The organism is Pelagovum pacificum (assembly GCF_016134045.1).
GTDB classification, from domain to species: Bacteria; Pseudomonadota; Alphaproteobacteria; order Rhodobacterales; family Rhodobacteraceae; genus Oceanicola; species Oceanicola pacificus_A.
Map to the genome: position 1 here is coordinate 3,921,696 of NZ_CP065915.1, position 13,653 is coordinate 3,935,348.

At 65.0% G+C, this 13,653-nt stretch carries 9 protein-coding genes; 4 read left to right on the plus strand and 5 right to left on the minus strand.

What is annotated here, in order from left to right; all coding sequences use genetic code 11:
- Window positions 1-28 precede the first annotated feature (28 nt).
- Genes I8N54_RS19295 through gltB form a run of 3 tightly spaced genes read left to right on the plus strand, consistent with a single transcriptional unit; the run spans window position 29 to window position 5,446 of the window.
- The gene (locus tag I8N54_RS19295) at window positions 29-445 is read left to right on the plus strand and encodes a GFA family protein (RefSeq protein WP_197097566.1); all 417 of its coding nucleotides are present in this window, start codon (window positions 29-31) and stop codon (window positions 443-445) included.
- Window positions 446-461: 16 nt separating this feature from the next.
- On the plus strand, window positions 462-911 hold the full coding sequence (locus I8N54_RS19300) for a GFA family protein (RefSeq protein WP_231592586.1): 450 nt from the start codon (window positions 462-464) through the stop codon (window positions 909-911).
- Window positions 908-5,446, plus strand: a complete 4,539-nt coding sequence (gltB, locus tag I8N54_RS19305; RefSeq protein WP_140194865.1) for a glutamate synthase large subunit — start codon at window positions 908-910, stop codon at window positions 5,444-5,446. The genes I8N54_RS19300 and gltB overlap by 4 nt, the downstream gene beginning before the upstream one ends.
- 57 nt (window positions 5,447-5,503) lie before the next feature.
- On the opposite strand, the gene I8N54_RS19310 is transcribed toward gltB, so the two are convergent.
- Both I8N54_RS19310 and I8N54_RS19315 read right to left on the minus strand, forming a co-directional pair.
- Window positions 5,504-6,385, minus strand: a complete 882-nt coding sequence (locus tag I8N54_RS19310) for an NAD(P)/FAD-dependent oxidoreductase (RefSeq protein WP_140194864.1) — start codon at window positions 6,383-6,385, stop codon at window positions 5,504-5,506.
- Window positions 6,386-6,388: 3 nt separating this feature from the next.
- Window positions 6,389-6,832 (minus strand): Rrf2 family transcriptional regulator, encoded by a 444-nt coding sequence (locus tag I8N54_RS19315; RefSeq protein ID WP_140194862.1) that lies wholly within the window; start codon window positions 6,830-6,832, stop codon window positions 6,389-6,391.
- A gap of 86 nt (window positions 6,833-6,918) precedes the next feature.
- On the opposite strand from I8N54_RS19315, the gene radC reads away from it, so the two are divergent.
- Window positions 6,919-7,668 (plus strand): RadC family protein, encoded by a 750-nt coding sequence (gene radC / locus I8N54_RS19320; protein ID WP_140194860.1) that lies wholly within the window; start codon window positions 6,919-6,921, stop codon window positions 7,666-7,668.
- Here the strand turns inward: radC and I8N54_RS19325 are convergent.
- The 3 genes from I8N54_RS19325 to secA all read right to left on the minus strand — a co-directional run bounded on the left by I8N54_RS19325 (window position 7,665) and on the right by secA (window position 13,551).
- Window positions 7,665-9,077: a phosphate ABC transporter substrate-binding/OmpA family protein gene (locus tag I8N54_RS19325; RefSeq protein WP_232790412.1), complete on the minus strand. Its 1,413-nt coding sequence runs from the start codon at window positions 9,075-9,077 to the stop codon at window positions 7,665-7,667. The genes radC and I8N54_RS19325 overlap by 4 nt on opposite strands.
- Window positions 9,078-9,247: 170 nt before the next feature.
- Window positions 9,248-10,681 carry a hypothetical protein gene (locus tag I8N54_RS19330; RefSeq protein ID WP_140194856.1) on the minus strand — a complete coding sequence of 478 codons (1,434 nt, stop codon included), beginning with the start codon at window positions 10,679-10,681 and terminating at the stop codon, window positions 9,248-9,250.
- Window positions 10,682-10,797: 116 nt separating this feature from the next.
- On the minus strand, window positions 10,798-13,551 hold the full coding sequence (gene secA / locus I8N54_RS19335; protein ID WP_140194854.1) for a preprotein translocase subunit SecA: 2,754 nt from the start codon (window positions 13,549-13,551) through the stop codon (window positions 10,798-10,800).
- Window positions 13,552-13,653 lie beyond the last annotated feature (102 nt).

Sequence of the window (13,653 nt, forward strand, 5' to 3'; positions counted from 1 at the left end):
ATCGGACGGCCACGAACGGAGGGCGCTGATGGCGAGAACCGGACATTGCCTGTGTGGCGCGGTGAAATTTACCGCCAAAGAGCTCGGACCGTTCGGCATCTGCCATTGCGGCATGTGCCAACGATGGCTCGGCTCCGCGATGTTCGGCGTCACGGTCCCTGAGAAGGCGATGGAGATCGAGGGTGCCGAACATGTCGGCAGCCGCCGGTCGTCCGACTGGGCCACGCGCTGCTGGTGCACCGAGTGCGGTAGCAGCCTGTGGTACCGCTACGACAAGGGTCGCGACGGGCAGGGCGATTACGAAGTGCCGCTCGGCCTGTTCGACGACCGTGACGGCCTCACGCTGCGGCGCGAGATATATTTCGACCGCAAGTCCGACAGCTGGTCTGTCGAAGGCTCGCATGAACGGCTCACCGAAGCGCAGACCACTGCGATCTTCGGCTGAAAGTAGAGAGAGAACGATGGCGATGGACCTGGTTGACGGAACGATGGACGGAGAGTGCCTGTGCGGCGCGGTGACCGTGCACGTGTCCGGCCGCCACGAGGGCCAGCCGGGGGCCTGCCATTGCTCGATCTGCCGGACCTGGACCGGCGGCCTGTTCGTCGGCTTCCACGCCGAGGACGACGCCGTGACGGTCGAGGGCGACGTGCGCACCTACCGGTCCTCCCCGTTCGCCGACCGGGCCTTCTGCCCGGTGTGCGGGACGTCACTCTGGATCCGTGATCTCGAAACCGGCTCGGGCTACGACCTGATGCCCGGCCTGTTTCCCGCGCTGCACGGCGCGCCCCTGAAATCCGAAATCTATTCCGACCAGGCCCCGGCCTACATCGCTCTGTCCGGCGACCATGTCCGGCAGACGCAGGCGGAATGGGAAGCCAATCATCCCTTTGTCGAAGGAGACGTTCGATGACCCGTTACGATGAGACCTGGGCCCAAAGGGAAGAGACCAAACGCAAATGGATGGCGGAGAACTCGCTGTTCCGGGAGGATGACGAGCACGCATCGTGCGGCGTCGGCCTCGTGGTCTCCATCGACGGGACGAAAAGCCGGCAAGTGGTCGAGAACGGCATCAAGGCGCTGAAGGCCATCTGGCACCGTGGCGCTGTCGATGCCGACGGCAAGACCGGCGACGGCGCCGGCATCCACGTCCAGATCCCGGTCGACTTCTTCTACGACCAGATCCGCCGCACCGGCCACGAGCCCCGGATGGATCAGCTCATGGCGGTCGGTCAGGTGTTCCTGCCCCGCACCGACTTCGGCGCGCAGGAGACCTGCCGCACGATCGTCGAGACCGAAGTCCTGCGGATGGGCTATTACATCTACGGCTGGCGTCACGTGCCGGTGGACATCTCCGTCCTCGGCGACAAGGCCAACGCGACCCGGCCCGAGATCGAGCAGATCCTCATCTCAAACTCCAAGAATGTCGACGAAGAGACGTTCGAGCGCGAGCTCTACGTGATCCGCCGCCGGATCGAGAAGGCCGCCGCCGCGCAGCAGGTCGGCCAACTCTACCTCGCGTCGCTGTCCTGCCGGTCGATCATCTACAAGGGCATGATGCTGGCGCAGGACGTTGCCAACTTCTATCCCGATCTGCTGGACGAGCGGTTCGAGAGCGCCTTCGCGATCTACCACCAGCGCTACTCCACCAACACGTTCCCGCAATGGTGGCTGGCCCAGCCCTTCCGGATGCTCGCCCATAACGGCGAGATCAACACGCTGAAGGGCAACATGAACTGGATGAAGAGCCACGAGATCCGCATGGCCTCCTCCACGTTCGGCGACATGGCCGGTGACATCAAACCGATCATCAGCCAGGGCTCGTCGGACTCCGCCGCGCTCGACGCCGTGTTCGAGGTTCTGGTTCGGTCGGGCCGCAATGCGCCGATGGCCAAGACGCTGCTGGTGCCGGAAAGCTGGTCCAAGCAGGCGGACGAGCTGCCGCAGGCGTGGCGCGACATGTATGCCTACTGCAACGCGGTGATCGAGCCGTGGGACGGCCCCGCCGCGCTCGCCATGACTGACGGTCGCTGGGTTTGCGGCGGTCTCGACCGGAACGGCCTGCGCCCGATGCGCTACGTCGTGACCGGCGACAACCTTCTGATCGCGGGCTCCGAAGCCGGCATGGTGCCGGTCGACGAGAAGACCGTGAAGGAGAAGGGCGCGCTCGGCCCGGGGCAGATGATCGCCGTCGACATGAAGGAGGGCGGCCTCTTCCACGACGTCGAGATCAAGGACAAGCTCGCTGCCTCGCAGCCGTTCGGCGACTGGGTCGGCAAGATCAGCGAACTCGACGAAGAGCTCGCCAAGGCGACCGAGCAGCCGATCTTCGAAGGTGCCGAACTGCGCCGCCGCCAGATCGCGGCCGGGTTCACGGTCGAGGAGCTGGAGCAGATCCTCGCGCCGATGGCCGAGGACGGGAAAGAGGCGCTGGCCTCGATGGGGGACGACACGCCGCCCGCCGTTCTGTCCGAGCGGTATCGTCCGCTGTCGCACTATTTCCGGCAGAACTTCTCCCAGGTCACCAACCCGCCGATCGACAGTCTTCGCGAATACCGCGTCATGTCGCTCAAGACCCGGTTCGGGAACCTGAAGAACGTGCTGGACGAGGACAGCTCCCAGACCGAGATCCTCGTGCTCGACTCGCCGTTCGTCGGCAACGCCCAGTGGGAGATGCTGAAGGCGTCCTTCAACGCCGAGTGCATCGAGATCGACTGCACCTTCCCTTCGGGAGGCGGGCGTGACGCGCTGCGTGACGGTCTGGCCCGCATCCGGGCCGAGGCGGAGGACGCCGTGCGCTCCGGCGCGGGGCACATCATCCTCACGGACCAGCATCAGGACGACAGCAAGGTTCCGATGCCGATGATCCTCGCGACGTCGGCGGTGCATTCGTGGCTGACCCGCAAGGGCCTGCGGACCTTCTGCTCGCTCAACGTCCGCTCGGCCGAATGTATCGACCCGCATTACTTCGCGGTGCTGATCGGCTGTGGGGCGACCGTGGTGAACCCCTACCTCGCCGAGGACAGCCTCGCCGACCGTATCCGGCGTAACCTGCTGGACATGACCCTGACCGAGGCCGTGGCCAAGTATCGCGCCGCGATCGACGCCGGCCTGCTGAAGATCATGTCGAAGATGGGGATCTCGGTGATCTCGTCCTATCGCGGTGGCCTGAACTTCGAGGCGGTGGGCCTCTCCCGCGCGATGGTGGCGGAGTACTTCCCCGGCATGCATTCCCGGATCTCCGGCATCGGCGTGTCCGGCGTGCAGAAGAAGATCGAGGACATCCACGGCAAGGGTTTCCGCGGCGGTCAGGATGTCCTGCCGATCGGCGGTTTCTACAAGTCGCGCAAGTCGGGCGAGACCCACGCCTGGGGCGCCACCTCGATGCACATGATGCAGGCCGCCTGTGACCGGGCGAGCTACGAGCTGTGGAAGAACTATTCCAAGGCGATGACATCGGCCCCGCCGATCCACCTGCGCGACCTCCTGGCGATCAAGCCGATGGGCGAGCCCGTTCCGATCGAGGAAGTCGAGTCGATCACCTCGATCCGCAAGCGGTTCGTCACCCCGGGCATGTCGCTCGGCGCGCTGTCGCCCGAGGCGCACAAGACGCTGAACGTCGCGATGAACCGGATCGGTGCGAAGTCTGACTCCGGCGAAGGCGGCGAGGACCCGGCGCACTTCGTGCCCGAACCGAACGGTGACAACCCGTCCGCCAAGATCAAGCAGGTTGCGTCGGGCCGCTTCGGTGTCACCGCCGAGTACCTGAACCAGTGCGAAGAGCTGGAGATCAAGGTCGCGCAGGGTGCCAAGCCCGGCGAGGGCGGTCAGCTGCCCGGCATGAAGGTCACCAAGCTGATCGCGCGGTTGCGGCATTCGACCCCCGGCGTGATGCTGATCTCGCCGCCGCCGCACCACGACATCTACTCGATCGAGGATCTTGCGCAGCTGATCTATGACCTCAAGCAGATCAACCCACGCTGCAAGGTGACGGTGAAGCTGGTGGCGTCCTCGGGCGTCGGCACGATCGCGGCGGGTGTTGCGAAGGCGAAGGCCGACGTCATCCTGATCTCCGGCCATAACGGCGGCACCGGGGCCTCTCCGGCCACCTCCATCAAGTACGCTGGTCTCCCGTGGGAGATGGGCCTGTCCGAGGCGCACCAGGTTCTGGCGATGAACAACCTGCGCGACCGGGTGACGCTGCGCACCGACGGTGGCCTGCGGACCGGGCGTGACATCGTCATGGCCGCGATGATGGGGGCCGAGGAATACGGCATCGGCACCGCCGCGCTCATCGCCATGGGCTGCATCATGGTTCGCCAGTGCCAGTCGAACACCTGTCCGGTGGGCGTCTGCACGCAGGACGAGGCGCTGCGCGACAAGTTCACCGGCAACGCGGACAAGGTGGTGAACCTCATCACCTTCTACGCGACCGAAGTGCGCGAGATCCTCGCCGAGATCGGGGCCCGCAGCCTCGACGACGTCATCGGCCGGGCCGATCTGCTCACGCAGGTGTCCCGCGGTGCGGCGCATCTCGACGACCTCGACCTGAACCCGCTGCTCATCACCGTCGATGGCGCGGAGCACATCGTCTACGACCGCAACAAGCCGCGGAACGCCGTGCTCGACACGCTCGACGCGGAGATCATCAAGGACGCCGCGCGCTTCCTCGAGGATGGCGAGAAGATGCAGCTGCAATACGCGGTGCAGAACACGCTGCGGACCATCGGCACGCGCACGTCGAGCCACATCGTCAAGAAGTTCGGGATGAACAACGATCTTCAGCCGGACCACCTGACGATCAAGCTGAACGGTTCTGCGGGTCAATCGCTGGGTGCCTTCGCGGCACCGGGCCTGAAGATCGAAGTCGCGGGCGATGCCAACGACTACGTCGGCAAGGGCCTGTCGGGCGGCACGATCGTCGTGCGACCGACGATGTCCTCACCGCTCGTCGCGGCGGACAACACGATCATCGGCAACACCGTGCTCTACGGCGCGACGGCGGGCTACCTGTTCGCCGCCGGTCGTGCGGGCGAGCGGTTCGCGGTCCGGAACTCTGGCGCGCATGTCGTGATCGAAGGCTGCGGCTCCAACGGGTGTGAGTACATGACCGGCGGCATGGCGGTCATCCTCGGCTCCGTCGGTGCGAACTTCGGGGCGGGCATGACGGGTGGCATGGCCTTTCTTTACGACCCGACCGGTGAAAGCGCGACGATGCTGAACCATGAGACGCTGCTCACCTGCGCGGTGACCGAGGAGCACTGGCATGGTCAGCTGCACGGCCTCGTCAAACGGCACCTGGAAGAGACCGGCTCCCACAAGGCGGCCGACCTGCTCCAGCATTGGGAGGAAGAGCGTCAGCACTTCCTGCAGATCGTCCCGAAAGAGATGATCGACAAGCTTTCGCATCCCGTCGGGATCGAGGACGCGAAGATCCCGGCCGAGTGATCGCAGGCAGTAAGATCGAGATGGGCGCGACGGGAGACCGTCGCGCCCTTTCTCATTTCAGGAGATAAGAGAGCGGTGTACCGACGCGCCGGCCCAGGATCCGTCTCCGACGGCCAGCGCGACCGAATGCGGGACGCGCGCTGTGTCGCCGCAGGCGAACGCGCCGGGAACGGAGGTCTCCTTCGACGCGTCGGTAGAGATCATGCGTCCCAACATCGTGTCTTCGATCTGACACCCGAGTCGTTCCGCCACATCGGAGGAGGGGGCGACCACCGAGGCCGTGAAGAGCCCGGCGAAGTCCAGTGACGTGCCGTCTGTCAACTCGACCGTGGCATCGCCGCTCAGGCGCGTGATCGGGGTATCCTCGATCGTCACACCACGACGAAGGAGGTCTGCCCGCACGTCATGGTCAAGAGGGACGACGCCGTTCGTCAGGAAGGTGGTGGGACCCCATTCCGGCAGGAGCAATGCCTGGTGCACGGAGTTCGGTCCGGTGCCGATGACACCGATGCGCCCTTCGTTCAGCTCGTAGCCGTGGCAATAGGGACAGTGAAACACGTGCTTGCCCCACCGTTCCGCCAGGCCCTCGATCTCCGGCAGGGCATCGGTCACGCCGGTCCCGAAGATCACGCGCCGGCCGTCGTGGCATTCTCCCGCGCAGGTCGTGACCGTGAAGGCGTCCGTCTCTCCTGAGACGTCTGCGACCGTATCGTCGATCCACGTCAGTGTTTTGTAGGCCTCCAGCTGTTCCCGTGCGATGCGCACGATGTCGCCCGGTGCCATCCCGTCCATGCCGAGGAAGCCGTGCGACTGGCTGGCAAAGCGATTGCGTCGCGTGCCAAAGTCGATCACCAGCACGGATCTGCGGGCGCGCAGAAGCTGCAGGGCGGCTGCCATTCCGGCGTAGCTACCCCCGATGACGATCACGTCATGGGTCATGTCTCAGTCCTTTTGTTTACGGTACTCCGCGTGCCGCCGGGTGAAGTCGGCGGCCAGATCGGCAAGTGTCACTTCGCCGAGCCTGTTCAGCAGCAGCGCCTCCGCTTCCGTCATCGCGTCGTCGAGCGCGGCGTTCACCGCTTGCTCGACAAGGCAGCTGGGCTGCTCGTGCCGGTTGCCGATGGCGAAGACCGCCGGTTCGCCGAGCGCTTCGTGCAGATCGCGCAGGGTGACCTTGTTCAGGTCGGTCGCGATCTCCCACCCGCCGGTCGGGCCGCGGGTCGAGGTGACGAGGCCCTGCTTGCGCAGGTGACCCATGGTGCGCCGCACGACGACCGGGTTGGTGCTCATGCACTGGGCGAGCGTGTCGGACGTCATGGGGCGGTCCTGCTCTGCCATGTGAAGCAGGGCGTGAAGGACGGAGGAAAGGCGGCTGTCTTTGTTCATGTAACTTTTGATATTACATTTAGCGGAGGATGTGCAAGGGGTCCAGTTAACGGCATTTCAACCGGATCGGTGGCAGGTTCCGGATCATGGGTCGGTCCTTCTCAGATGCGCCGCAGCTCTTCACGACGGATGAGGTCGCGCCGGTCCCGGCGGCGCGGCAGCCGTCCTATATCCGCGATCATCGCAAGCGGCTGAGGGAGCGGTTCCTGAATGGTGGCCCGGACGCCCTGCCGGAATACGAACTGCTCGAACTGATCCTGTTCAGGGCCATCCCCCGGCAGGACGTGAAGCCGCTCGCCCGGTTGCTGCTCGACCGGTTCGGGGACTTCAACGGTGTCATCTCCGCCTCTGCGCGCCGACTTGGCGAGATGAGCGGCGTGGGGGAGGCGGTGATAACCGAACTCAAGGTGGTCGAGGCTGCGGCGCACCGGCTGTCGCGGTCGCGTATCCTGCGCCGGCAGGTCGTCTCTTCCTGGGACGCGTTGATCGACTATTGCCACACGGTCATGTCGCACCGGGAGGCGGAGCATTTCCGCATCCTCTTCCTCGACCGCAAGAACACCCTCATCGCGGATGAGGAACAGGCCCGCGGCACCGTCGACCATGTCCCCGTCTATCCGAGGGAAGTCGTGAAGCGCGCGCTCGAACTCAACGCATCCGCGCTGATCCTCGTCCACAACCACCCTTCGGGGGATCCCACGCCAAGCGACGCGGATGTCGAGATGACCGGCATGATCGAACGCGCGGCCTCGACACTCGGCATCACGCTGCACGACCATATCATCGTCGGCAAATCGCGGGAGCTGTCCTTCCGGTCGGAGGGTCTGTTGCTTTAGTCGCCGATCCAGAGCTCGACGCGCCGGTTGATCTGCCGCCCCCAGCGGGAATCGTCGCACCCCATGGGCAGCGTCTCGCCGTAGGCGTCGGTCCGGACGCGCACGGTGCGGGGCAGGGCCCCGCCAAGCGCGGCGATCAGCTGCTCGAGCACGGCCTGCGCGCGGGCGGAGGCAAGCGCCTTGTTCGCGGCAGCAGGACCGCGCCCGTCCGTGAAGCCGACCAGCAGCAGCGTCGCACCGTCGTACTGACCGTCCCGGATCTCTCGGGCCAACTGGAAGATGTTGCTGCGGGACAGCGCATCGAGATCGGTCGATCCCTGTTCGAAGCGGAACGTCAGTGACAGCCGCTCCTTGTCGCCGAGGCCATCGACCAGTCGCTGCAGTTCGACAAGTCCGCTTTCCGGATCAGCGGCCGCGATGGCGTTGACGAAACGGTGCCCCTGCGCGTCGATCGGAATGCGCGACGCGCCTAAATCCACGAACCCGGCCCGGCGCACCACGAACTGGGCCGGCTGCGTGCGAAGCCAGTCTAGGAAATCGGTCACCACGGGAGGCACGCGCCGCATGGGCATGTAGAGGAACAGCGGCATCGACAGCGGATAATCCTGCGTCTTCAGCGTTTCGAGCGTCGCATCGATCCGCAGGCCGCAGCCACCGGAGACAGCCAGCGGATGCGCGTCGCCATAAGACTGATAGGAGGCGATGCCGATCGCCTTCGGGTCATGTCCGATCGAGGCGAGCAGGCCGGCCGGGCTCGCATGCCGCAGGATGTCGGGGCTCAGTTCGTCGCCGCTTTCGTTCATCACCGTGCCGGTGAAACCTTCCTCGTCCGCCGATCCCGCCGTGCCGAGGTGGGGGACGAGTTGCTCATCCGGCCCGCCGAGCGCGCTCCAGTTCGTGATGTCGCCCGAGAAGGCGGCGATCAGGTCGGTGATCGTGATCTCATGCAGGTCCTGCGCCGCCGAGACGACCGGCACGACCGCGTCGATGGCGACGATCCGGCTTCGCTCCGGCGCGCCGAGGTCGCCCAAGCCGGCGTCGATGCCGCGATCGCGTTCCTCTCTCGTGATCGGGCGGACGGAGAAGGCCATGTCGGCTTCGTTGGTGACGAGCGCTTCGATCCCGCCGTCCGATGTTGAGAGGCTGAAGTCGATGCGAAGCGAGACTATCCCGGATTCGGGATCGCTCAGGACGTAGGAGAAGGTGTCACGATCCGTCTCGACCCGCTCCGCGCTCAGGTTGCGTGCGTTGGCGTAGCCGGCGACGAGGGCCGGCATCAGGACTTCCCCCATGCGTCGCGCCCCGGCGAGGCGAAGCTCCGGCGTGAAGCCTTGCGGATCCGGGCAGGCGTCTCCGCTGCAACTGACCGTCTGATAATCCAGCGTGACCGGCCCGGCGGTGCTGTCCATGCGAAGATAACGACCATCGAAGCCAAGGTAGCGGCCCGTCAGTTCGACCCCGCCATCAAGGTGCGAGACGGTGATGTCCTGCGCCGCAGCCTGTTGGCCACAAAAGAAAAGTGCGGCGAAAATCGCCGCACGTTTCAATCGTCCAAATCGGGGTCGACAGGGATCGCGCGTCATCTCGAGGCGAGTGTCAGATCCGTCAGCATGTTTTTCAACACCAGAAAATCACCGACCGCATCACACTCCGGCATGGACATCGTGAGGTCCAGCGCATCGGGGTCGTGGTCCGGGCCGATCTGGATGGACTGGGCGGCAATCTCGCGGCCGCAATTGTCGGGCGTGATCTCCGCCTCGACGGTCAGTTCTACGACCCCCTCGCGACGTACGGTAGCGGTCGGGAACGAGTAGACTTCCGCCATCAGCGGCTCATTTCCGCGCGGGTCGCCGAGCCGGACGAGGAAGCCGCCTTCGCCGGCGATACCGCTTTCGGCGTTGCGCGCCGCGGCCTGCCAGACGTGGCCGGGATCGTCGTAGCCGGCGCCGAATTCGAGCGCGTGGATCTGCAGGCCGGTGTCGCCCTGCCATTGGAGCACGGCGCGGTCGTAGTTCACAAGCGCGGGAACCTGTGCGGTCGCGACGGCGCCAGTGCCTTCGTCGAAGGCCGCGATGAAGACCGCGTTGTCGGAAAGCGCGGGCACGACGACTTCGGCCTGACCGGCCCCGTCGGTGATGACGCTGAACAGCATACCCTGGTGGTGCATGGTCAGCTGCTCGTTCGGGTGACACGGCGCGTTGAGCGACAGGGTGACGAGCGCCGCAGTCCCGACAGAAGCGTCGAGCGTGCTGTCGCAGGTCATCGGCGCGGCGGCGGGGACGATGTTGTCCTCTTCACTCTGCTCCGGCATCTGGATCGCCACCGTACCGGAGGACGCGGGTTCGCTGTCGCTCTCGGTCTCACTGCTGGACGGCGGGGCACGATGGAAGACGGGCTGCGGCGCGATCGGAACGCCACCGGTTTCTTCTTCGGCGGCCTCCTCACCTTCGGCGGCGGCGACGTCTTCTTCGACGGGGCCGTCCTCTGTCATGTCTTCGACGGGGCGGTCCTCTGTCATGTCGGTGCTGTCTTCGGCGTCAGCCATGTCGGGCATCGGGGTCGGGACGCCGTCCACTGTCGGAGCGACGGGCATCGAGGGCGCCGCATCCATCGTGGCAACCGGCGGCTGGCTCTCGAACGGCTGTCCGCCTTCGGACGGCTGGATCAGATCGGCGACCGCTTCGTTCGGATCGCTCTCGGTTTCCATGGCCTGCGCCATGTTCAGCTCGCCCGGCTCACTGGGCGCGTCGGGAGCGATATTCTGCGTCGGAACCGTGGTGTCGGTCGCGACAACGGGCACCGGCGCGGTTTCCATGCGCGGCACGATCATCACGTCGTTGGCGTTCGCGGACACGGGGGAGACGCCATCGGAGAACGCGCTGTCGCTGTCCATCGTCGGCTCGTCCGAACCGAAGCGGGCAGCCATCGCGTCACCATTCTGCATGACGAAGCCGATAGACAGTGCGACCCCGAACGTCCCTGCGGCGACCATCACCTTGCGAATCTGCGACATCAAGAGCCCCTTTCCCTATGAGGAATTGGGACATGTCTTGCGATTCAGATGGGCCGCAGCACGACGGTGATGCGGAAATCTATGGACTCAAATGAGGCGGAAGTTTGCCGGCCCCGTCAGGTCAGCTTGCCGTGGCAATGTTTGAATTTCTTGCCGGACCCACAAGGACATAGATCGTTCCGTCCCGGGTTGCCCCAAGTCGTCGGATCGTCCTCGACGAAGCCTTCCTGCGGTTCGGCCTGCGGTGCCGGTGCCTCTGCCCCGGCGCCAGCCGGAACGGGGGCGGCAGCGGCAGGCGCGGCGGCAGCGGGTGTCGCCTCATCGGCAGGTTGCTGCAGCTTCTTCTGCTGAGTCATGAGCTGCTGCATCAGCTGCTTCTGCTCTTCCTCGGTCATCGGGCGGATCTGCGACAGCTTCTGCGTCACCTCGACCCGGAGCGAATCAAGCAGCGTTTCGAAGAGCTGGAAGGATTCCGTCTTGTACTCGTTCAGCGGATCGCGCTGCGCATAGCCCCGGAACCCGACGACGGAGCGCAGGTGTTCCAGCGTAAGCAGGTGCTCGCGCCATTTGGTGTCGATGGTTTGCAGCAGGATCTGCTTCTCGATGTTGCGCATCGTCTCGGCACCGAAGGCTTCCGCCTTCTCGGCCATGTACTTGTCGCTCTCTTCCTCGAGCCACTCGCGCATGACTTCGTCATCGACGCCGTCCTCGTCCGCCTTCTTCATCACCGGCACATCGACGCCGAGATACTTGATGACGTCGGCGTAGAGCGCTTCCGTCTCCCACTGGTCGGCATAGGACCGGGGCGGCATGTGCTGGGCGACGAGGTCCTCGATCACCTGATACCGCATGTCGCGCGCAATCTCGGAGAGGTCCTTGGCTTCCATGATCTCGCGACGCTGGGCGAAGATGACCTTCCGCTGGTCGTTCATCACGTCGTCGAACTTGAGGAGCTGCTTGCGGATGTCGAAGTTGCGGCCTTCGACTTTCGCCTGCGCCCGCTCGAGCGACTTGTTCACCCACGGGTGGACGATCGCCTCACCCTCTTTCATGCCGAGCTTGCCGAGCACGTTGTCGAGCCGGTCGGACCCGAAGATCCGCATGAGGTCGTCTTCCAGCGACAGGAAGAACGAGGAACGGCCCGGGTCGCCCTGACGACCGGAGCGGCCACGGAGCTGGTTGTCGATGCGCCGACTCTCGTGCCGCTCGGTGGCGAGCACGTAGAGGCCGCCTGCCTCGAGCACCTTCTTCTTGTCGGCGTCCGTCTCGGCGGCGAGCTTGGCGCGCAGCTCCTCGGGCTCGGCCTCCGGGTTCTCGGAGAGGGCCTGGAAGACCTTCATCTCGACGTTGCCGCCAAGCTGGATATCGGTGCCGCGACCGGCCATGTTCGTGGCAATGGTCACCGCGCCCGGCTTGCCGGCTTCGGCGACGATCTGGGCTTCCTGCTCGTGCTGGCGGGCATTGAGTACGTTGTGCTCGATCCCGGCTTGCGTCAGCAGCTGCGACAGAACTTCGGATTTCTCGATGGAGGTCGTGCCGACGAGGATCGGCTGCCCCTTCTGGTGCGCCGTGCGGATCGCGTCGACGATACCGTCGAACTTTTCCTTGGCGGTGCGGTAGACCTGATCGTCCTCGTCCTGGCGGGCGATCGGCTTGTTCGTCGGTACCTCGACCACGCCGAGACCGTAGATCGACATGAACTCCTCGGCCTCGGTGAGCGCGGTGCCGGTCATGCCGGCCAGCTTGTCATAGAGGCGGAAGTAGTTCTGGAAGGTGACCGAGGCCATCGTGATGTTCTCGGGCTGGATCTTGGCGCCTTCCTTTGCCTCGATCGCCTGGTGCAGGCCATCGGACAGGCGGCGGCCGACCATCATGCGGCCGGTGAACTCGTCGATCAGGACGACGTTGCCGTCGCGAACGATGTAGTCCTTGTCCTTCACGAACAGCTTATGGGCACGCAGACCCTGGTTCACGTGGTGGACCAGCGTCGTCGATTCCGGATCGTAGAGCGTCTGACCCTCGGGCAGCAGCCCGGCGGACATCATGCGCCGCTCGAGGAACTCGTTGCCCTCGTCGGTGTAGGTCACGTTGCGAGTCTTCTCGTCGAGCTCGTAATGTTCTTCGGTCAGTTCGGGGATGATCTTGTCGATCGACAGGTAAAGGTCCGACCGGTCCTGGCTCGGCCCGGAGATGATGAGCGGCGTCCGCGCCTCGTCGATCAGGATCGAGTCGACCTCGTCCACGATCGCGAAGTTGTGGCCACGCTGGCTCATCTGGTCCAGCTCGGACTTCATGTTGTCGCGCAGGTAGTCGAAGCCCAGCTCGTTGTTCGTGGCGTAGGTGATGTCGGCCTTGTAGGCCTCCTTTTTCTCCGCCTCGGGCTGCTGGGGATAGACCACGCCGGTCGTCAGGCCGAGCATGCCGTAGACTTTGCTCATCCATTCGGCGTCGCGTTTGGCGAGGTAGTCGTTCACCGTGACGATGTGGACGCCCTTGCCGGTCAGCGCGTTCAGGTAGGCGGGAAAGGTCGCGACGAGCGTCTTGCCCTCACCTGTCTTCATCTCGGAGATGTTGCCCTGGTGGAGGAAGATACCGCCCATCAGCTGCACGTCGAAGGCCCGCAGGCCGAGGGCGCGGCGCGCGCCTTCCCGGCAGTTGGCGAAGGCTTCGGGCAGCAGCGCGTCGAGGCTTTCGCCCCCCATCGCGCGCTTGGCGAGCTCTTCCGTCTTATCCTTCAGCTGTTCGTCGGAGAGCTTCTCGAACTCGGGTTCGAGGCTGTTGATCTTCTCGACGAGGGGGCGGGTGGCCTTGATCTTCCGGTCATTCGCCGTCCCGAAGACCTTCTTCGCGACATTTCCGATCCCAAGCATACTCTCTCCATGCGCGCCGATGCGCCAAGGTGTCATTCTCGTGAGAGGAGGTTGGTTGCCGTTCCTTGGCACGGCCCGTAGATACGAGGCCAGAAACCGGCC